We start from the raw sequence: 20,077 nt of genomic DNA, 5'->3' as shown, positions 1-20,077 counted from the left end.
GGCGGCTCAGCTGTCCCTCACCGATGCCGGCAGCAGCGGCCAGTCCCCGGACAGACGCATCGCCGACTCGCTCACGGCGATGTCCTTCGCCCCGGCCATGACGCCGTCCAGATACTCGTGGGCGGCGGCCTCGTACAGATGGCGGGCCGCGGCGATCCGCTCGTTCGCGGCCTCCCTGCGGTCCTGCTGCCGGGACTCGGCCGTCTGCTGCGCGGCCCGGGCCCGCTCGGTGGCGGCGATGCTCTCCTCACGCTGCCGCTGCAGTGCCGTCCGGCGTTCCACCGCCGTGCGGTAGGCGTCGAGGAACGGGTGTTCCCGGAACATGCCGAGCAGGAGTCCGACACCGCCCGAGAGCAGCAGCAGCGCGCAGAACAGCCAGGTCACCGTCTGGGTCGTCAGGTGCAGCCGGTCCACCAGGGTCGCGGTGCCGGTGGACGAGCCGCCGAGCCCGCGGAAGCCGGCGGCGTCCCGGGCGGCGTGGGCCGGTGCGTCGTGCTGCATCACGAACCTGGCGCGCAGCGTCCCGAGCAGCCAGGTCAGCACGCCCCATACGCCGAGCAGTGACAGGGCCGGGATCCAGCCGGTGCGCGGCGATCCCGTCGCCGAGCGCCACCGCAGCATGAGCCCCGCCAGGTGCGGCAGGATCAGCATGATGACGGCCGAGGAGACGGCGAGCGTACCGGACAGCAGGTCGCCGCCCGTGCTGCCGACCCCGTGGAAGGGCTGGTACGCGACCCAGTACACCGGCACCTCGACGGCCATGATGACGACCAGCAGGGCCAGGGTGAGCCACCGGGGCAGCCCGGGGCGGGTGTGCAGTCCCTCCCAGCCCTCCTCCGAGGCGAGGACGCCGGTCTCCCGCCGTGCGGCGCGGTACTCCTCCCGCACCGCGGCGGACGAGGCGGCGACCGCGGTGGACACCGGCTCCCAGTCGTCGCCCGGCTCGGCGCCCTCCTCCTTGCCGGCCGCCGGTCCGGGCCCGTCCTCGGCCGGGCCGGGGCCGGCCGGGTCATGGGTGCGGGCGGCCGGCGGTGCTTCCGCGTCCGGGAAGCGGGCGCGGAGCCAGCGTTCCTCCACCCGTTCACGCAGCCGGTCCCGGAAGCGGAGCCAGCGTGAGGAGCGCAGCGCGAGGAGGTTGAGCTGGCTGCGGGCCGCCCGCACGTCCTGTTCGGCCTCCCGCACCCGTTCGTCCAGCAGCCGGGTCCCGGCCTCGCCCGCGGTCACGTCGGACGCCGACTCGGCGTCCTCGAGCCGTGCCTCCTCCTCCCGCAGACTCAGCTCCTCCTCGATCCGGTGGAGCACGCTGTCCCGTACGGAGGCCAGCTCCGCGAAGTAGGGCACCCGGTCGCCGCTGATCAGGATCCACGGGTCCAGCGTGCCGCTCCTGGCGGCCTGCCGGCCTCGTTTCCGGGCCGTGGCGATCAGCCGCTGTTCGGCCCCGTCCTCCAGGACCAGCGGCCGGCGGCCGGTGAGCCCGCCGGTGGCCGGGCCGGTCCGGGGCCGGGCGGTCTGCCGCGCGGACCGCCCCGGGAACGGGAGGTGGCGGGTGATCCGCCGGCGGCGCGGCTGGGCTCCGTCAGCGCTTGTACCGGCTGTCGACATGGGCCTTGGCCCTCCCTTCCAGCGCTTCCACCCAGAAGGACTCGAAGTCGTCGGCTTCGCTGGGTTTCGCCGAGTACTGCATGCCGAGCCCGACGGGGAAGACGTCCATTCCCCTGATACCGGGCAGACCCCGCTTCTTCACGAGCGAGTCGATGACCCTGGCCCGCCTTCCCTCGGTGGTGAGGTTCTGGCGGGAGAGGTGGAACTCCGGGTCGGCCTGGTCGAAGTCGCTCACGACGAGCAGCTTCGGTGCCCCGCCGTGGCCGGGGACGGCCTCCCCGATGCGGGCCAGCGCCCCCCAGACGTCCGATCCGTTCTGCTTGCGGGCGCAGGTGAGTTCCGCGAGCGCGGCGACGGCGGCCTCCTGCTGGGCGTCGGCCCGCTGGACCTTCTGGTCGGTGTTCGCCTCGTGCGGCGGGTCGAGGTCGACCTGGCGCTGCCGGCAGGACGAGCTGCGCGAGGAGCGGGTGACGGGGGCGAAGTCCACGGTTCCGCACTGCTGGTCGGTGAGGAACTCCACGAGGCTGTCCTTGAGTTTGGCCTCCGAGTCGAAACCCTCCTTGACCGCGGCGGCCGATCCGGAACCGTCGACGACCACCCCGCAGGGCGTGCTGAGGGCCTTCTCCTGCTCGGTGCAGGAGACGAGCGCGGAGAGCGCGCACACCAGCGGGACGACGGCGACGAGCCGGCGGACGGTGGACCGGTGACCGGTCCGGGCCGAGTGTTGCACGATGACGGTCCTTGGCCTTCCTGGGAGACGGGGAGCGAGCGGAGCGCGGGCGGTGCGCCGGGGAGGAGCGGTCATCCCCGGCGGGCGCCGCTCGGGGCGTCGCCGCGCGCCGACTGGTGGTCGAGGATGCGCAGCGCCTGCGCGACGGCCGACGGGTCGGCGTCGTGCCCGGCCCCCTTCGGGCCGTACCAGCGGTCGCTGAGCAGGCCGTCGTCGAGACGGTTCCAGGTGTCGTCCAGGGTGATCCGCCCGGGCAGCCGGCCGAGGGGCCGCGGCCCGCCGGCCTCGTCGTCGAGCTGGGCGCGCGTCCACACGCCGTCCCAGTAGCAGGCGATCAACTGGTTCGCGCCGTCAGCGAGTTGCTGGGCCTGTTGCCGGCAGACGGAGGCGGCCGAGCGCCACTCGCCGACCATCCGCCCGAACCGGGCGAGCGCGGCCGGCGCCGGCTTCCCACGCACGGTGTACTGGGTCACCACCCGCACCGACTCGGCCTGGATCCGGATGTGCAGCGCGCGGTGCGCCGCGAACGTGCGGGAGCGCAGCCGTGCGGTGCCGCGCCGGACCTGCGCGTGCAGGCCCAGGACGTAGGGCGGCAGGCCGTCGTCGTCGGCCGCTGTGCCACCCGCCGCCGCGTCCGCCAGGAATTCCCGGAGCCGGGCGGCGTCCCGGCGGCCGTGAAACCGGGCGCCCGCCGAGGAGAGACGTCCGGCTTTCAGTCGTCGGACCCGGACATTTATTCGACCTCTGCTGATCATTTCGAAGTGCCCCCATTCGTCGCGGGCGGTCCGGGTGGGAAGGCGCCGCGATGGGGAGAGAGTAGCGGAGCAAAACCCGCTGAGGGACCGCTCATTCGAATGGAATTGATCATTCTTCCCGGGGTTCCGGAAAACAACCGGATCCCGCCCTGTGGAGAACCGGGCGAAAGGCTTCCGGCAATTGCGGGCGCCCGTTGACGCACTGGATACTCCAAGCCGGTGCGAGGAGGAGATGCCGTGGAATTGCGCCTCGACGGGACGCACTACCCGCTGGAAACGCTGGGCCCGGGAAAACGGCTCGGCGTCTGGCTGCAGGGCTGCACGCTGGCCTGTGCCGGATGCATGTCCCGGCACACCTGGGACCCGGAGGCCGGGACGGCCACCCCGGTCTCCGAGGTGCTCGCGCTGTGGCGGCGGGCCCTGGCCGACGGGGCGGAGGGTCTCACCGTCAGCGGCGGTGAGCCCCTCCAGCAGGCGGCGGCGCTGGCCGCACTCCTGACCGGGGCGGCACGGCTGAGGGACGGGGACCGGCGCCACGAGGGGAGCGCCGGACCCCGCCCCGCCGACCTGCTGGTGTACACGGGGTACGAGCCCGGAGAGGCGACGCCCGGGCAGTGGGCCGCCCTCGGCGGCGCGGACGCCGTGATCACCGGCCGGTTCCGGGTCGCGGAACCGACCCGGCTGGTCTGGCGGGGGTCGGCCAACCAGCGGATCGTCCCGCTGACACCGCTCGGCGCCGCCCGCTACGCCCCGCACCTGACGCGCACGTCCCAGGGCCCGCGCCTGCAGGCCGCCACCGGAGCGGACCGGGCACTGCGGCTCTACGGCGTCCCGCTGCGCGGTGAACTCGCCGCCCTGGAACGCCGGCTGGGGCAGGACGGGACGGGCTTCACGGACCGGAGCTGGCGGCCATGAGCGCGCGGGCGTGGCTCTCCTCGGGCGTGACCAGCAGCACCGCCCAGGACGGGTCCCGGCGCAGCTCCTCCCGGACCGCGCCGAGCAGCCGGCGGGCCACCGTCTCGACCGTCAGGCCGCCCCGGCCGGTGCCCAGCAGCGGAAAGCAGATCGACGACATCGGCAGGGAGAGGAACTCGCTCTCGTGGCGGGCCAGTTCGAACGACGCGCGCACCGCCTCGTCCAGCACGGCGGGGGACACGTGATAGCGGCCGCCGTCCCCGGCCGGGGCGGCGATCGCCGCGTGGTGGATGCGCCGTACCCCCTGCGCGGCCAGGGCACCGGAGGACGTGGCGACGACCGTGCCCGGCCGCACGGGCATCCCCGTCCTGCCGTGCGTCCGCAGCCACACGCCCAGTTCGCGGGAGAGGACGTCGTCCACGATCTCGCCCGAGGCGTCCCGCAGGGCGGCGGCCCGTCGCAGCGCGCCGGACACCGTCGGCCGGAAGGTCTTGGACATCTCCAGGTACGTGTTCTCCGAGGAGACCAGGATGTCCACGTCCCGCACCTCCTCGATCGGGCCCACCCGGACGGTGATCCGGCCCGCCGGAGCGCCGGCCGGCCGGGTGCCCGGACGCACCGGGCGCCGGGGCGGGGGCCCGGCGGCGGCCGGCGTGTGCACCGGGGACCTCACCGCCGCCGCACTCGCCGATTCCGCCACCGCGCCCACCCGTTGGGCGGCCGACTCGCCGGCGCCCGCCTCCCGGGCCACGGCCAGGACCGCCGCCGCGAGTTCGGCGACGACGTCGTGCTCCTGGCTCTTGCGGAACCGCTCGGTCGTCACGCCGTAGACACCCGCCGCGGCCTTGCGCCGGTCGGTGCCCGGCACCCCGCGCCGCGCGGCGAACAGCCCGAAGGAATGGGCGGCGGCACGGGCCAGCGGATCACAGGAGTCGTCGTCCCGCACGGGATGCCCGCCGGCCAGCCGCCGCACCGCCGAGCCCAGCAGCTCCTCGATGCCCGACTGCTCGTCGTCCACCCCGGTGCACAGGCCGGCCGCGACGGCAGCCGCGCGCAGCGCGTCCCTGGTGCAGTGGCGCAAGCCGGGCAGGCCGCGACGCCTCAGTTCCCTGAGTTCGGCGACGAGGCTTTCGTGCGAGGGCAGGGAGTGCATGCTGCGCATCGTAGACCCGCCCGGGCCGCCACTGAACATCCGGGAAACTCCCTCTCGGACGAAGGGAATCGGGATATCTTCGTCGCCCCGTGCCGCACGCGCCGGGCCCGTTCGCCGCGGACCGTGGCCGCCCTGTCCGCCCGCCGCGTCTGCCGGAAGGCCGGAAGATGACGACCACGCAGCCCACCCGGCATGTCGAGCCCGAGGACGGCGGTTTCAGCAATGCGCGGAACAACGAGACACGTCCGGTCCGCAACGCCGTACCCGGCGAACTCGCCGACCGTTTTCCGCTCGTCGCCGTGCTCTCCGAGGCGCGGCGTCCCGCCGAGGCCGTCGTCCTGCGCGTACGCGACCTGACGGCCCGCCACGGCCCGGCGGAAATACCCCTGGTCCTCAAGTGGTACCACCGGCTGCACGCCCCCGGCCCGGACGTCGTACACGAACTGCTGCGGCTCGGTGAGCGCCCCACCCCCCACCTGGAACGGCTCCTGGAGACCGGCGAGGCGCACGGGCACCCCTGGCACCTGTACTGGTCGCACGGCGAGGAGACCCTGGAGAAATACCACCGGGACCACCCCGAGGGGCTGCCCCCCGAGGCCGTGCGCGCCATGGTGGGCCAGCTCCGCGCCGCCGTCACCGCCCTGCACGGACAGGGCGTCGTCCACCGGGACATCACCCCCGACAACATCATGGTGCAGGCCCGCCGCGGTGACACCGCCGACCTCGTCCTCGTCGACCTCGGCGCCGCCGTGTACCGGCCCGACGAGGCGCTGGAGCCCCGCACCGACTGGCGCGGCAAACCCCTCTACCTCGCACCGGAGGCCGGACTGCTCCGGCAGACCGTCTCCGAGGCCGGCGACTGGTGGTCGCTCGGCATGGTCGTCGCCCAACTGGCCCTCGGCAGACACCCCATCGAGTTCCGCCGGGACGAGGACGTGCTCGCGGAGATCGCCACACACGATCCCGACGTCACCGGCATCACGCACCGCAGGACCCGCCTGCTCTGCGAGGGCCTGCTGACCCGGGCCCCCGAACACCGCTGGCAGGCCCGGCAGGTGGGGGACTGGCTGGACGGCAGGGACCCCGACATCGCCCCGCGCACCGACGGGCGGGTCTTCCCCGACGACCCCACCCGCCCCGTCCTCGCGCCCTTCCCGTTCATGGGCGAGGAGTTCACCGGGACCGACCGGCTCGCCGTCCACCTGGACCGCAACCACAGCCGCGCCGCCGGCATGCTCGCCGACGACGCCGACCGAGCCCGGCTCGTCGAGTGGCTGGGGCAGTTCGAGACCGTCGGCGACCGCAGTCCCGAGGAACTGCGCCGGCTCGCCGAGCTGCGGACCGAACTGGCCCGGCCCCCGTCCACCGACGTCGTCGTACGACTCCTGAACTGGCTCGGCCCCGGCCTGGACGTCTCCTGGCACGGAACGCCCCTGGACGTGCGGAACATGCGCCTGCTGTGCCAGGCGGCCCGGGACGGCGACGGCGAGGCGGTCGCCCTGGTCCGGCACCTGGCGGACCACCCCGAGATCCTGACCCGGCTCGCGCAACGGCCCGGCGGACACGGCCTGGACGAGACGGTCCACGCGTGGCGCGTCCTGCGCGCCCGGTGGGAGACCACCGTCCGGGAACTCGGACGCGGACGACGGGACCGGGCGGCCCTGAAGCACACCGTCGCCGTCGACGCCTGGCTGCTCCAGCTGGCCCGCGAACCCGAACGCACCCGGAACCGGCTCACCGACATGCTGCTGCGCGTACGCGCGCAGTTCCCGGAACGGGTGCCCTGGTTCGACGCGCTGCTCTCCGCCCAGGACGACGACCTGCGCCTCGTCGCCGCCCACCGGCTCAGCCACCGTGCCCGGCGGGAGTCGGAAACACTCGGCGCCCGGCGTGCCGAGGAGGAGCAGGAACGCCTGCTCGCGGCCGACCAGGACCACCTCCTCACCGTGCTGCGGCGGTTGGACCGGTTGCCCACACTGGGCTGGGCGCTGCTCGGCGCCACCGTCGTCACCGCGCCCTGGAGCTTCGTCATCGGTCTCGCGGACGTGCTGGGCCGCGCCTCGCAGGCATCGGTCGTCACGGCCTGGCTGGAGGCGCTGCCCGCCGCCGCGTTCGTCCTCGTGGTGGAACTGTGGACCGCCGTGTACATCGGCCCGCCCTTCTACCATCCCGGCAGATCGCTGGCGGGCCTGCTGATCCGCAGCGCCGACCGCCCCGCCCGGCTGGCCCGCACCCGGGCCGGCCTCTGGACCGGGGCGGCACTGCTCGTCCTCGCCGGCCTGCTGGGCATGTACGCGGTCACCACCGCCCCGTGGGTGTGGCCGCTGGCCTCGGCCGCCGCCGTCGCGGTGTGGAGCGTCCGCCGCGGCTGGGACCGACGACGCCTGCGGCGCGACCACCGGGCCCGCCGAGACGCCCGCCGCCATGGCCGCGCGGGGCGACCGAGGCCGTATGAGCCCCGCGGATGGTGGCCGGCTCTGCGTGGTGGCTGGGGCGGGCGGCGTCCGTGGCGTGCGTGGTGGGAGGCCCGTCGACGGGGCCGGGCCGCGCGGTCCCGGCGGCAGGCGCCCAGGGCGTGGTGGGTGGCTCCGCGTGGTGGCTGGGGCCGGCGGCGCCCGTGGCGTGCGTGCCGGGCGTGGTGGGCGGCCCGTCGGCGGACCGGGACGACGACCGACACGACAGGAGATCAGGCATGAGTTCCGGTTTCGCCATCCCCACGATCCAGACGGTGGCACCCGCCGTGCAGTTCGCACCACCCCCGCCGCCCCTCGACCCGCAGGCGCTGCCGCACACCGGGCTGCTGCACCTGCACGACACGGCCGGTCAGGCCTCCGCCCACCTCGCCGACGCGGCCGGGCACGCGGCCCACCAGGCAGCCGACGCGGCGCTCCAGGTGCTCGGCTCGCTCAGCGGCGTCCTGCTCGTCGGCCGGGCCGCCCTGCTCGGCACCCGCGTCCTCGCCGCGGCGGCGGTGCGGGCCGCGGAGGAACAGCGGTGCCTGGAGCGGCAGCAGCGGCTGGCCGCCGACGCCGCGGCGCAGTGGGAGGCCGCCGCGTTCGCCGCCGTCCGGCTCAACGCCCGCCGCGGCGCCCTGCTGGCCCGGGTGGCACGGGCCGCGGCCCACGGCGGACCGCCGGGACCCCCGCCCCGCCCCGACGTGCCCCCGCCGCTCGCCCCCGTCGGGGAACGGCTGGGCGACCTGCGGCAGCGGACGGCCCACGCCGAGGAGGCGCTGCGCCGCGCGGAGGCCCGGCAGGCCGCGTGGGAGCAGCAGCGGCTCACCGCCGAACTGCGGCTGGACGACGAGCAGGAAGACGACTGGCGGCGCGGCCTGCGCGAGAGCCGGCAACGGACGCTCCAGCGGTTCTCCGCCGAGCGCACCGCCGAAACCGAGGCACGGCAGATGCCCCGGCAGACCACCGACCGCCGCACCCCCGCCGCGCTCGACCCGGACGAGGTCCGCCGCACCGGGGCGGACATCCTCGGCACCCTGGACCCGTACGCCGCCGTCGAGACCGCCGAACTCGCCGCCGACGCCGTCCGGCACGCCGTGCGCCGCGCCGCCGACGACCCCCGCCGGGCACGCATCCACCTCACCGAGGCACGCAAGTTCGTCCGGGACGCCAACAAGCGGGCGCGGGAGACCCGGGAGGCGCAGGAACGCGCCGCGCTGCACCACGACTTCCTCGTGTACGAGACTCCGGAGGGCGCCGAGGACCTCGCCCCCGCGCCGGACGCCGTGACGCTGCTGCGCCGGACCCTGGACAACGGCGACCCGCTGACCCCGGACGAACGCGCGCTGGTCGAACGCCGGGTCGAGGAACGTCTGCACGCCCTGGAAGCCGTCTACGTCCGCCAGCAGTGCGCGGATGCCGTCGCCGAGCTGGCCAGGACGTTCGGCGGCCGGGCCGGGGCCGGACGGCCCGACGGGCAGGAGATCCGCCTCGACTGGACCCCCGAGGGCTGGGAGCCCGGCCACTGGCTCCGGGCGACCCTGGTCGACGGCGCCCTCCGGGTGGCGACCATGTACCGGGGCACACCGGGGGAGCGGACCTGCGAAGAGCGCGCCGTGGACGACCTGCGCTGCGCCGAGACACGGGAGCGGCTCACCCGGTTCGAGGAGATCGCCGGCGGGCTGGGCCTGGACCTCGCGTTCACGGCGGAACACACCGAGGGGGCCCTGCCGGGGGTACTGGGGGAGGACGCCTGGGTGCTCGACGGACTGCTGGACGAGGCCGTGACCCGGCCGGCCGACGTGCGGCGGGACGTACCCGGGGAGGCCCCCCGGCACCGGACCGTCGACGGCGACCGACGCCGTTGAGACGCGGAACACCGTGGACCCCACCGGACGTCGAAGAGGACACCCGGCACCGCAGGAGAGCCGGGCACCACCGGGAGAGCCGGGCAGCACCGAGTACACCGCCCCACCCATGGCCGGCGCGCGGCCCCGAACAGCGCGCATCGGGAGGAACGATGGACCTGTCCAAGGACGACCGGCTCCCGCTCTTCGTGGAGGAGCTGATCGGAACGCTCGGTGTGCACGCGCAGTACGTCCTGCACGGCAACACCCGTGACCTGCACCTGGTGCACCGGCGCGGCCGGGACCGGTTCCACCCGCTGCTCGACGTGCTGTGGAACCCGCTGCGGGAACACGGCTACGAGGCGATGGTGCTCTGCGACCAGGTGAGCGGCTTCCGGGTGGTGGCCGGCGAGGGCGAGGCCCGGGCGGCCGTCGAGGAACTCCTGCGAGGGGCCCTGGACTTCCCCGGCCAGACCGCGCCGCAGCGGCAGGCGGTTCTGGAGCAGCTGCGGAACATCACCAACGGCTGGGCCCAGCAGCGGGACGAGACGGTGCGCGACGGCCGCCGGCAACGGCCGCTGCGTGTCGCCCTGGTGATCGACCACGCCTCGCGCCTCCTCACGGACCCGTCCCGAGTGACCCCCGACGAGAGGGACTTCTTCCTCGCCTGTCTCAAACTGGCTCATGAGGCGCAGCCGTTGCCGCCTCGGGACGGCGCCACCCTGGTACCGCGCCGGCCGGGCCTGTTCAACCCGGTGATCTGGCTCGCCGAAGGGGAGCGGGACGTACCCGCCTGGCTCATCTCCGGCAGCGAGCGGATCCGCGCGGTGGCCGTGCCGGCGCCGGACGCGGACGAACGCACCACGATGGCCGGGCTCCTCCACGAGCGTTACGAGCGGTACGCCGGACACGGCACCCGCGACGGATCCGCCGCGCCCCCCGGCGGCGACGGCGAGGAGACGGCGCGGGCGGTCGGCGCCTTCGCCCGGGCGGCCTCCGGCCTCAGCCTGCGGGCCATGGAGGAGAGCGTGAAGCTCGCCCGCTCCCGCGGTCTGCCGTTCGCGGCCATGCCCGACGCCGTACGGATCTACCGGCTCGGCGTCGAGAAGAACCCCTGGAGCCGCGACGAGATCCGGCAGCGCATCCTGCGCGGGGAGGACCGGAACCCCGGCAACGAACGGTCCATCCACAACCGGGTGCTCGGCCAGGAGGCGGCCGTGGCCATGACCCTGGACATCCTCAAGCGTGCCGCGCTCGGGCTGTCCGGGGCGCAGGCGACCAGCCCCGGACACCGGCCCCGCGGTGTGCTGTTCTTCGCCGGCCCGACCGGGACGGGCAAGACGGAACTGGCGAAGGCCGTGGCCTCCGTCCTCTTCGACAGCGACCAGGCCTATCTCCGCTTCGACATGAGCGAGTTCTCGGCCGCGCACTCCGCGGACCGGCTCGTCGGCGCGCCCCCGGGCTACGTCGGTTACGAGGCGGGCGGCGAACTGACTTCCGCCGTGCGGGCGAACCCCTTCCGCGTCATCCTCTTCGACGAGATCGAGAAGGCCGACAAGGGCATCCTCGACAAGTTCCTCCAGGTGCTGGAGGACGGCAGGCTCACGGACGGACAGGGCGTCACCACCTACTTCAGCGAGTGCGTGCTCATCTTCACCTCCAACCTCGGTGTGCAGCGCACGGACCCCGCTACCGAGGAACGGGAGTGGATCGTCCAGCCGGGCACGCCCTACGAGGAGTTGGCGGCCACCGTCAAGGACAACGTCAAGAAGCACTTCGAGCGGGTGATCGGACGGCCTGAGCTGATGAACCGGATCGGGGGCAACGTGGTCGTCTTCGACTTCATCGCCGAGGAGGTCGCCGAGAAGATCTTCGACCTCCAGGTCCGCAACATCCAGCGCCAGTTGGCCCAGGGCAACCAGCTCGTCCTGCGGATCGAGGACCACGCCCGCGCGGAACTCCTCAAGCACTGCACCCGGGACAGCTGGAACGGCGGCCGCGGCATCGGCATGGTTCTGGAGACGCACCTGGTCAACCCGCTGGCCCGCGAGCTGTTCGCCGCGTCCGAACTGGGGCCGGGCACCACGGTCGTGGTGACGGACGTGCGGGTGGCCGACAGCGGGCGGGTGGACACGACGGTCGTCCTGAAGAAGGGAGAAGGCGTTGACGGACGTACGCGACTGGGATGACGACGACGAGTGGCAGCCCGTCACCGACACCCGGCCCGGCGCCCCGCCCCCTCCGCCCCCACCACCCGTCGGGGCGCGGTGCGCGGGGTGCGGCGCGGTCGTCCCCGCCGGTACGCCCTGCCCCCGCTGTCTGTCCGGGGTCGGCGGGGCGCGGCGGCCACAGCGGTTGCCCGGCGGTGTGCTGCGGCTGGCCTTCCGCGCCGGTGGGCGGCATCTGGACGTGCCGCGCGGCGTGGAACTCCGGCTGGGGCGCAGCAGCGAGTGGGCCCCCGAAGCGGCGGAGATCCTGGCCGGTGAGGACACGGTCTCGGAGCGGCACGCGACCGTCGTGCACACCGCGGACGGAGCGGCCTGGGTGACCGAGGTCCCACAGGGCGCCACCAACGGCATCCGCGTCAACGACCGCGTCCTGGTGCCGGGGAACGCGGTCCGCCTGCGCAACGACGACCGGGTCGAACTCGGCCCGCGGGTCCACTTCGTCGTCCACGGCATCGAGGAGGAACCCACCGGGCCGGCGGCCTGAGCATGGTCGGACCGCCCATCGGCGTACGGCTGCTCAGCCCCGTCCGCTGCCCAGCGCGGCGGCCGCCGCCTTCGCCGCCTTGATGGCCCCCTTGTTGATCTCGTCCGTGGCGGGGGCCTTCTTCGTCTCGAAGTCGCTGCCGTTGTAGGTGACGACGACGAGCGCGTTGGCGACCCGGGCCAGCACCACGCCCTCGCGGGTCTGCTGCTTGTCCTCGGTGGTGAGGTTCACCACCGAGTAGGCGCTGTCCCCGAGTCCGGGGACGGCCCCGCCGCCGCTCTTCTCGCGGGTCCGCTGCTCGTACTCCTCGCGCGCCTCCCGGTCCGACCCGGTGATCTCGAAGGACACGTCGAGCCAGCGGTAGTCGTAGCCCTTGAGCGCGTTCCAGGAGCAGGTGCGGCGCAGCTCGGTGTCGGTCGACGGGATCTCCTTGCCGGCCGTCTTCGCCCCCGGCACCAGGGACTTGACGGTCGCCACGGGAACGGCGGCGCAGGGGGCGGGTGCGGCGGTGTACGTCTTCGGCGCGGCCGTGGCCGAGGGCGCCGCGGAGGAGGAGCCGGCGGGCACCTTCTGGGCCGTCGTCTGGTGCCCGGCGGCGGGCGGCGCGGCCGGTCCGGACGTCAGCGCCCAGCCGGCGCAGGCGAGTACCGCGACCGGCGACAGACGCGCGGTGAGGGCGAGCGGCAGAGGAAGGGAACGCACGGCGCACTTCTCGTGGGGGAGGGGGTGCGGAGGGGTCCGCAGGGTGGACGGGGGACGACAGTGTCACATGACTGTCTGTGGCGCGGAAGTGCCGACGCACTGCGTACCCGCCCGGTCACGGCAGCCCACCCACGGTGTCCCGCTAAGTCCGTTTTTTCTGGCGCTCGCTCGCCTGCCGTGGTCCGTGGGACCCGGGCCTACGGCACTCTCGCCGTCCACCGCGGTGACGTGAACTTGGTGCGGGCCAGCTCCTCGGCGCGTGCCAGTTCCTCGGCGGTGACCTTGCCCCGTGCGAGGCCGTAGCGCGCGCGGAAGGAGTCGATCATCCGGTCGATGACCGCCTCGCGCGGCAGCCCCGTCTGACGCCGCAGCGGATCGACTCTCTTCCGGGCGCTCCTCGTGCCCTTGTCGGACAGCTTCTCCCGCCCGATCCGCAGGACCTCCACCATCTTGTCCGCGTCGATGTCGTACGACATGGTCACGTGGTGCAGCACGGCCCCCGGCCCGCCGCCGGGGCCGACGATCCGCTTCTGCGCCGCGCCCGCGATCTTGCCCTGGTCGGTCGCGATGTCGTTCAGCGGCTGGTACCAGGCACGGATGCCCATGTCGCCGAGGGCGCCCAGCACCCAGTCGTCCAGATAGGCGTAGCTGTCCTGGAAGGACAGGCCCTGGACGAGGGACTCGGGCACCGACAGGGAGTAGGTGATCGTGTTGCCGGGCTCCACGAACATCGCGCCGCCGCCGGAGATCCGCCGCACGACCTCGATGCCGTGCCGGACGGCGCCCTCCGCGTCCACCTCGTTGCGCAGCGACTGGAAACTGCCGATGATCACCGCCGGGGCGCCCCACTCCCACACGCGCAGCGTCGGTGGGCGCCGGCCCGCGGCCACTTCCGCGGTCAGCACCTCGTCCAGGGCCATGTGCAGGGCCGGCGGCTGCGGGCTCTCGTGGATCAGCTGCCAGTCGTAGTCCGTCCAGTCCGTGGCATGCGCGAGCGCCCGGCGCACCGCGATCGCCACGCCCTCCGCCGACAGGCCGTACATCACCGTCCCGGCGGGCAGGGCCGCCTCGATCCGCGCGGCCAGCCCCGCCGCGTCGGTGTCCGCCGGCGCGCCCTCCAGCGCGCGGTTCACCGCGTCCAGCGCCTCGTCCGGCTCCAGGAAGAAGTCCCCGGCCACACGCACGTCCCGCAGCACGCCGTCCGCCGCTTCCACGTCCACGACGACGAGCTTGCCGCCGGGCACCTTGTACTCACCGTGCACTTGCCAGGGCCTCCGTTCCTTCCGCGTGGGATCAACGCCCGGGCGGGCCGGGGTGTTCCCCGGCGGCGGCGTGGTCCGTAGCATGCCGGGCGGAGCCGTAGAGGATCAGCCGCGCCCGGCGCCGGCGGCCGTGCCGCACCCGAGCGAAGGAGCCCGCCCGTGTTCACCACCCGGCCCACCCTCCACGGCACGTTCGGCATGGTGTCCTCCACCCACTGGCTGGCCTCCCAGTCGGCGATGGCGGTTCTGGAGGGCGGCGGCAACGCCTTCGACGCGGCCGTGGCCGGCGCGTTCGTGCTGCACGTCGTGGAGCCGCACCTCAACGGGCCGGCCGGCGAGGTGCCGGTCCTGTTCGCCCCGGCGGGCGGCGCGGTGCGGGTGCTGTGCGGACAGGGCGTGGCCCCCGCGGGCGCCTCGGTCGCCCACTACCGGAGCCTCGGGCTGGACCTCGTACCGGGTACCGGACCACTCGCCGCCGCCGTGCCCGGTGCCTTCGACGCCTGGCTGCTGCTCCTGCGCGACCACGGCACCAGGTCCCTCGAGGACGTGCTCGAGTACGCCATCGGGTACGCCGAACACGGGCACGCACCCGTGGAGAACGTCGGCGCGACCGTCGAGAGCGTACGGCGGCTGTTCGAGACCGAGTGGACGTCGTCGGCGGAGGTCTATCTGCCGGGCGGGCGAGCGCCCCGCCCCGGCACGCTGTTGCGCAACCCCGCGCTCGCCGCCACCTGGAAGCGGCTGCTGGCCGAGACCGCCCGCGCGGGCGGCCGGGAGGCCCGTATCGACGCCGCACGCGAGGTGTGGCGTTCGGGCTTCGTCGCCGAGGCCCTGGTACGGCAGTCCGGGCGGCCCACGCTGGACACCAGCGGCGAGCGCCACACCGGCACCCTCACCGAGGCCGACCTCGCCGGCTGGTCGGCGGCCTACGAGGCACCGGTGACGTACGACTGGAACGGCTGGACCGTGTGCAAGGCCGGCCCCTGGAGCCAGGGCCCCGTCCTGCTCCAGCAACTGGCGCTGCTCCCGCCCGAACTGCCCGCCTACGGCTCCGCCGACTACGTCCACCTGCTGGTCGAGGGCTGCAAGCTCGCCATGGCCGACCGCGAGGCCTGGTACGGGGACGCCGCCGAGGTGCCCGTCCCCGAGCTGCTGTCCGAGGGATACAACGCGGCCCGGCGCGCACTCGTCGGCGAGAGGGCCTCCTACGAGCTGCGGCCCGGCAGCCCCGGCGGACGCACCCCACGGCTGCCCGCCCTCGCTCCGGCAGGCGCGGGCCGGGGCGCAGGCGCACACCTACCCGCGCGCGTGCCGGGCGCCGCCGGGCCCGGTCTCGGCGCGATGGGCGCCGGTGAGCCGACGGTCGCGCGCTTCTCCGACGAGCCGCGGGTGTCCGGCGCGACCCGGCTGTCCGGCGGATCCCAGGTGTCCGGTGAGCCGCAGGTCGGCGCGGACGGCGTGGCCCGCGGCGACACCTGTCACATCGACGTCGTCGACCGCTGGGGCAACATGATCGCGGCCACGCCCAGCGGTGGCTGGCTCCAGTCCAACCCGGTCGTCCCCGAGCTGGGCTTCCCGCTCGGCACCCGCCTCCAGATGGCCTGGCTGGAGGAGGGCCTGCCCAACTCGCTCACCCCCGGCCGCCGTCCCCGCACCACCCTCACCCCGTCGCTCGCGCTGCGCGACGGCGTGCCGGTCCTGGCGTTCGGCACGCCCGGCGGCGACCAGCAGGACCAGTGGCAGCTGCACTTCCTCCTCGCCGCCGCGCTGCGCGCCCCCGTCCGCGGCGGCCTCGACCTGCAGGGCGCCATCGACGCCCCGAACTGGCACAACGACAGTTTTCCCAGCTCCTTCCACCCGCGCGGCCGACGCCCCGGCAGCGTGACCGTCGAGTCCCGCACCGACCCCGGGGTGATCGAGGAGCTGCGGCGGCGCGGCCACGACGTCACCGTCGGCCCCGCCTGGTCGGAGGGGCGGCTGTGCGCGGTGGCCCGGGACCCGGGGACCGGCATCCTGTCGGCGGCGGCGAACCCGCGCGGCATGCAGGGTTACGCCGTCGGCCGCTGACGCGGGACGGGGGCTCCCGCACGCTCCGTCCGTCGTCCTTCATCCCGATTCCACCCGGAGCACACCCGTGGGGCGGGGACTGTCAGTGGGACGTGCTCTCATGGAGGCATGATCGAAGAGACGGAAACCATCGAAGAGTTTCTCGCCCGCTGCTCGGCCGACGTGGAGGAGGCGGTCCGCAAGGCGGCCGCGGCCGAGATCATGCCCCGTTTCCGCCGCCTCGCCGAGCACGAGGTGGACCGCAAGAGCGGCCCGCACGACCTGGTGACGGACGCCGACCGTCTCGCCGAGCTGCGGCTCACCGACGACCTCGGTGCCCTGCTGCCCGGCTCGGTGGTGGTCGGCGAGGAGGCGGTGCACGCCGACCCCGCGGTGTACGAGGCGCTCCGCGGCGACGCGCCGGTCTGGATCGTCGACCCGGTCGACGGCACCCGCCAGTTCGTGCACGGCGACGACGGCTTCTGCACGCTGGTCGCCCTCGCCCACCGCGGCACCGTGATCGCCTCCTGGACGTACGCGGCGGCGCGCGACCAGCTCGCCACCGCCGTCCGCGGCCGGGGCGCCTTCCTCGACGGCGAGCGGCTGTTCGCGGGGCCGTCCGCCCCCGGCCGGGACCTCGCCGTCGCCGTCTCCCACCCGGACTTCACCACCGAGGAGCAGAAGCGGGCCCTGAAGGCCCTGTGGACCGACGGCCTCGCACCCCGCCCGTGCGGATCCGCGGGCCTCGAGTACCTCGCGGTCGCCCGGGGCGAGCTGGACGCCGTCGTGTTCGACTGGGAGGCTGCCTGGGACCACGCGGCGGGCCTGCTCCTGGTCGAGGAGGCGGGTGGCACGCACGTCACGCCGACCGGCGAGCCGTTCCGTGTCACCGGCGGGAACGTCCTGCCGTTCACCGCCGCCCGTGACGCCGCCACCGCCCGCCGGCTGGCCGGCCTGCTGGGCGCGGCGTCCTGAGGTCCGGGGCCACCCGGCCCGGGGGAGGGCGGGCTCCCGGCATATCCTGCTCGCGAATGGCCGTCGGCTGACGAAGGGGTCCGAAGGTGCCGTCGATGCTCGATGCGGTCGTGGTGGGTGCGGGACCGAACGGACTGACCGCAGCCGTGGAGCTGGCCCGCCGGGGCTTCTCCGTGGCCCTGTTCGAGGCGCGGCCCACCGTGGGCGGCGGCGCCCGCACCGAGGAGCTGACGCTGCCCGGCTTCCGGCACGACCCGTGCTCGGCCGCTCACCCCCTCGGCATCAACTCCCCGGCGTTCCGTGCCCTGCCGCTCGACCGGTACGGCCTGGAGTGGCTGCACGCCCCGCTGCCCATGGCCCACCCGTTCCTGGACGGTACGGCGTCCGTGCTGTCCAGGTCGGTGGCCGAGACCGCCGCCTCCTTCGGACCGCGCGACGCGGGCCCGTACCGCAGACTGGTCGAGCCGCTCCTCGCGCACTGGGACACGCTCGTACGGGACTTCATGTCCCTGCCGCTGACCGCGCTGCCGCGCGACCCCGTCACCCTGGCCCGCTTCGGTCTGGTCGGGCTGCCGCCGTCCACCTGGCTGATGCGCCGCTTCCGGGACGAACGGGTCAAGGCCCTCTTCGCCGGCCTGGTCGCCCATGTGATGGCGCCGCTCAACGGCCTGGCCACCAGCGCCATCGGGCTGGTGTTCGCCCTCGCCGCCCACGCCCGCGGCTGGCCGGTGCCGCGCGGCGGTTCCCAGGCCGTCTCCGACGCCCTCGCCGCCTATCTGACGGACCTCGGCGGCGAGGTGCACACCGACTACGAGGTCAAGCGCCTGGACGACCTGCCGCCGGCGCGCGCCTACGTCTTCGACACCTCGCCCACCGCGCTCGCCCGCATCGCCGGCTTCGGCGACCACTACGCGAACTACCGCTACGGCCCCGGCGTCTTCAAGATCGACTACGCGCTGGACGGCCCGGTGCCCTGGACCGCGTCCGAGGCCCGCGTCGCCGGCACCGTCCAGATCGGCGCCAGCCAGGCCGAGATCGGCACCGCCCTGCGCGCCGTCTCCCGCGAGGGCCGGGCTCCCGGCCGACCCTTCATGATCACCGTGCAGCCCAGCGTCGTCGACCCCACCCGCGCCCCCGAGGGCAAGCACGTCTTCTGGGCCTACGGCCATGTGCCGAACGGCTGGTCCGGTGACCTCACCGACGCCCTGGAACGCCAGTTGGAGCGCTTCGCCCCCGGCTTCCGTGACCGCGTGCTCGCCCGCGCCGTCGCCGGCCCCGCCGAGATGGCCGCCCACAACGCCAACTACGTCGGCGGCGACATCGCCTGCGGCGCGGCCTCCGGACTCCAGCTGCTGCTGCGCCCCCGGCTGTCCCTGTTCCCGTACCACACCCCCCATCCGGCCGTCTTCATCTGCTCCTCGGCCACCCCGCCGGGGCCCGGCGTCCACGGCATGTCGGGTCACAACGCCGCCAAGGCCGTCTGGCGCAGGCTGAGGCAGACATGACCGTACTCACCCTCGTCCAGGGCGACATCACCCGGCAGCGCGCCGACGCCCTCGTCAACGCCGCGAACTCCTCCCTCCTCGGCGGCGGGGGCGTGGACGGCGCCATCCACCGCCGCGGCGGCCCCGCGATCCTGGCGGAGTGCCGCGCGCTGCGGGCCTCCCGGTACGGCGGGGGCCTGCCCACGGGTCAGGCCGTCGCCACCACGGCGGGCGAACTCGACGCCCGCTGGGTGATCCACACCGTCGGCCCGGTGTACCGGGCCTCGGACGAGGGTCCCGCGCTGCTTGCCTCCTGCTACCGGGAGTCCCTCCGGGTGGCCGACGAGCTGGGTGCCCGCACGGTCGCGTTCCCGGCGATCTCCACGGGCGTGTACGGGTGGCCGATGGACGACGCGGCGCGCATCGCGACCGAGACCGTGCGGAACACGCCGACCGGCGTGGCAGAAGTGAGGTTCGTCCTGTTCGACGACCGGGCGTACGAGGCGTTCGCCCGGCGACTGCCCGGATAGCCCGCCGCTCGTCGCTCCGCCCATCCCTCGGCCCAGTATTCTGAACGTGTTCAAATTATGGGCGACGGGATGGATGGCGACCCAGGTGAAGCGAACGGTGTTCCTCGCGGCCGTACTGGTGGGCGCGTGTGCCGCTTGCGCCGATGCGGGCGGCCGGACGGCCTCGATGCGCGAGTCGGAGGCGCTGGGCGGCTGGACGAACGCGGCCGGAGCACGCCTCACCCTCGGGGCCGACCGGCGCATGGCGGGGACCGCGCTGCACAACGCCATGCTGGGAGGCACCTCCTGCCCCGACGCCGTCACGGGGCACTGGGCCTTCTTCGGCCCTCTGGGCGACGCGAACACCGTGTACGCCGACGACTCCTTCACCAGCGGTGACATCATCGACCTCGACATCAGATCCTCGGAAGGGGCATGCCTGATGTCGGCTCAGGTGCACCGGGACGCGCGTGGTTTCAGCCTGTGTCTGGTCGAGGACCCCGATTCCGGATGCTCGGCCCGGGAACTGCTCCGGCCCGCCCCGCACGCCGACGCGGCTCATGGTTCCCGAACCGTGACGCGTGCGGCGCGGAAGAGCGGGAACAACGCACGGCGCGCGAGTATGCCCCCTGGCGCGAAGAAATAACTCATGTTCTGTGTGCTTGTAGGACTGAAGTAAGGGCATGCGGTGGCCAGGAGGTTGATAACAATGGTTCCCCTGCTTCTGGTTCTTCTTCTGGCTCTGATCCTCTTCGGCGCGGGTTTCGCACTGAAGGCGCTGTGGTGGATCGCGGTGATCGTCCTGATCGTGTGGCTCCTGGGCTTCGTGGTCCGGTCCGCGGACAGCGGCGGCCGTAAGGGTCGCTGGTACCGCTGGTAGACACGGGCGTCGCGGCATCAGGCGCACGCCACCCGCAGACGCGTAGGGCCCG

General features: G+C 74.2%; 17 protein-coding genes. 11 read left to right on the top strand and 6 right to left on the bottom strand.

The window, feature by feature from the left end:
- Positions 1 to 6: 6 nt before the first annotated feature.
- The 3 genes from ACF1BE_RS22515 to ACF1BE_RS22505 all read right to left on the bottom strand — a co-directional run bounded on the left by ACF1BE_RS22515 (position 7) and on the right by ACF1BE_RS22505 (position 3,087).
- The gene (locus ACF1BE_RS22515) at positions 7 to 1,602 is read right to left on the bottom strand and encodes a hypothetical protein (RefSeq protein ID WP_392200787.1); all 1,596 of its coding nucleotides are present in this window, start codon (positions 1,600 to 1,602) and stop codon (positions 7 to 9) included.
- The gene (locus ACF1BE_RS22510; protein ID WP_392200786.1) at positions 1,577 to 2,332 is read right to left on the bottom strand and encodes a hypothetical protein; all 756 of its coding nucleotides are present in this window, start codon (positions 2,330 to 2,332) and stop codon (positions 1,577 to 1,579) included. The genes ACF1BE_RS22515 and ACF1BE_RS22510 overlap by 26 nt, the downstream gene beginning before the upstream one ends.
- A 71-nt stretch (positions 2,333 to 2,403) precedes the next feature.
- On the bottom strand, positions 2,404 to 3,087 hold the full coding sequence (locus ACF1BE_RS22505) for a hypothetical protein (RefSeq protein ID WP_392200785.1): 684 nt from the start codon (positions 3,085 to 3,087) through the stop codon (positions 2,404 to 2,406).
- Positions 3,088 to 3,324: 237 nt separating this feature from the next.
- Between ACF1BE_RS22505 and ACF1BE_RS22500 the strand changes: the two genes are divergently transcribed.
- Entirely contained in the window at positions 3,325 to 4,002 is a 678-nt protein-coding gene (locus ACF1BE_RS22500; RefSeq protein ID WP_392200784.1) for a 4Fe-4S cluster-binding domain-containing protein, read from the top strand.
- On the opposite strand, the gene ACF1BE_RS22495 is transcribed toward ACF1BE_RS22500, so the two are convergent.
- The gene (locus ACF1BE_RS22495) at positions 3,977 to 5,155 is read right to left on the bottom strand and encodes a macro domain-containing protein (RefSeq protein ID WP_392200783.1); all 1,179 of its coding nucleotides are present in this window, start codon (positions 5,153 to 5,155) and stop codon (positions 3,977 to 3,979) included. The two genes, ACF1BE_RS22500 and ACF1BE_RS22495, sit on opposite strands and share 26 nt — an antisense overlap.
- Before the next feature lie 167 nt (positions 5,156 to 5,322).
- Here ACF1BE_RS22495 and ACF1BE_RS22490 point away from each other — a divergent pair, with 167 nt between their 5' ends.
- From ACF1BE_RS22490 to ACF1BE_RS22475, 4 genes are all read left to right on the top strand, one after another.
- A complete protein-coding gene (locus ACF1BE_RS22490; protein WP_392200782.1) occupies positions 5,323 to 7,851 on the top strand; it encodes a protein kinase in 2,529 nt (842 codons plus the stop codon).
- Positions 7,848 to 9,476, top strand: a complete 1,629-nt coding sequence (locus tag ACF1BE_RS22485) for a hypothetical protein (protein ID WP_392200781.1) — start codon at positions 7,848 to 7,850, stop codon at positions 9,474 to 9,476. The genes ACF1BE_RS22490 and ACF1BE_RS22485 overlap by 4 nt, the downstream gene beginning before the upstream one ends.
- Before the next feature lie 152 nt (positions 9,477 to 9,628).
- Positions 9,629 to 11,644 carry an AAA family ATPase gene (locus ACF1BE_RS22480; RefSeq protein ID WP_392200780.1) on the top strand — a complete coding sequence of 672 codons (2,016 nt, stop codon included), beginning with the start codon at positions 9,629 to 9,631 and terminating at the stop codon, positions 11,642 to 11,644.
- On the top strand, positions 11,619 to 12,167 hold the full coding sequence (locus ACF1BE_RS22475) for an FHA domain-containing protein (protein WP_392200779.1): 549 nt from the start codon (positions 11,619 to 11,621) through the stop codon (positions 12,165 to 12,167). Before ACF1BE_RS22480 ends, ACF1BE_RS22475 begins: the two co-directional genes overlap by 26 nt.
- 33 nt (positions 12,168 to 12,200) lie before the next feature.
- On the opposite strand, the gene ACF1BE_RS22470 is transcribed toward ACF1BE_RS22475, so the two are convergent.
- A complete protein-coding gene (locus ACF1BE_RS22470) occupies positions 12,201 to 12,869 on the bottom strand; it encodes a hypothetical protein (protein WP_392200778.1) in 669 nt (222 codons plus the stop codon).
- 197 nt (positions 12,870 to 13,066) lie between these two features.
- Positions 13,067 to 14,131 (bottom strand): biotin/lipoate A/B protein ligase family protein, encoded by a 1,065-nt coding sequence (locus tag ACF1BE_RS22465; protein WP_392200777.1) that lies wholly within the window; start codon positions 14,129 to 14,131, stop codon positions 13,067 to 13,069.
- A gap of 159 nt (positions 14,132 to 14,290) precedes the next feature.
- On the opposite strand from ACF1BE_RS22465, the gene ACF1BE_RS22460 reads away from it, so the two are divergent.
- The 6 genes from ACF1BE_RS22460 (at position 14,291) to ACF1BE_RS22435 (ending at position 20,025) form a co-directional block, all read left to right on the top strand.
- On the top strand, positions 14,291 to 16,198 hold the full coding sequence (locus ACF1BE_RS22460) for a gamma-glutamyltransferase family protein (RefSeq protein ID WP_392200776.1): 1,908 nt from the start codon (positions 14,291 to 14,293) through the stop codon (positions 16,196 to 16,198).
- A gap of 108 nt (positions 16,199 to 16,306) precedes the next feature.
- Positions 16,307 to 17,152, top strand: a complete 846-nt coding sequence (locus ACF1BE_RS22455) for an inositol monophosphatase family protein (protein WP_392200775.1) — start codon at positions 16,307 to 16,309, stop codon at positions 17,150 to 17,152.
- A 95-nt stretch (positions 17,153 to 17,247) separates the two neighbouring features.
- Positions 17,248 to 18,657 carry a phytoene desaturase family protein gene (locus tag ACF1BE_RS22450; RefSeq protein WP_392200774.1) on the top strand — a complete coding sequence of 470 codons (1,410 nt, stop codon included), beginning with the start codon at positions 17,248 to 17,250 and terminating at the stop codon, positions 18,655 to 18,657.
- The gene (locus ACF1BE_RS22445; protein ID WP_392200773.1) at positions 18,654 to 19,166 is read left to right on the top strand and encodes an O-acetyl-ADP-ribose deacetylase; all 513 of its coding nucleotides are present in this window, start codon (positions 18,654 to 18,656) and stop codon (positions 19,164 to 19,166) included. The genes ACF1BE_RS22450 and ACF1BE_RS22445 overlap by 4 nt, the downstream gene beginning before the upstream one ends.
- Before the next feature lie 73 nt (positions 19,167 to 19,239).
- On the top strand, positions 19,240 to 19,791 hold the full coding sequence (locus ACF1BE_RS22440; RefSeq protein ID WP_392200772.1) for a hypothetical protein: 552 nt from the start codon (positions 19,240 to 19,242) through the stop codon (positions 19,789 to 19,791).
- Between the two features lie 63 nt (positions 19,792 to 19,854).
- Positions 19,855 to 20,025: a hypothetical protein gene (locus tag ACF1BE_RS22435; RefSeq protein WP_037661814.1), complete on the top strand. Its 171-nt coding sequence runs from the start codon at positions 19,855 to 19,857 to the stop codon at positions 20,023 to 20,025.
- Positions 20,026 to 20,077: the final 52 nt, after the last annotated feature.

This window comes from Streptomyces sp. NPDC014991, from assembly GCF_043080665.1.
In the GTDB taxonomy this organism is placed as follows: Bacteria; Actinomycetota; Actinomycetes; order Streptomycetales; family Streptomycetaceae; genus Streptomyces.
This window is presented reverse-complemented; position numbering and strand designations above follow the sequence as displayed.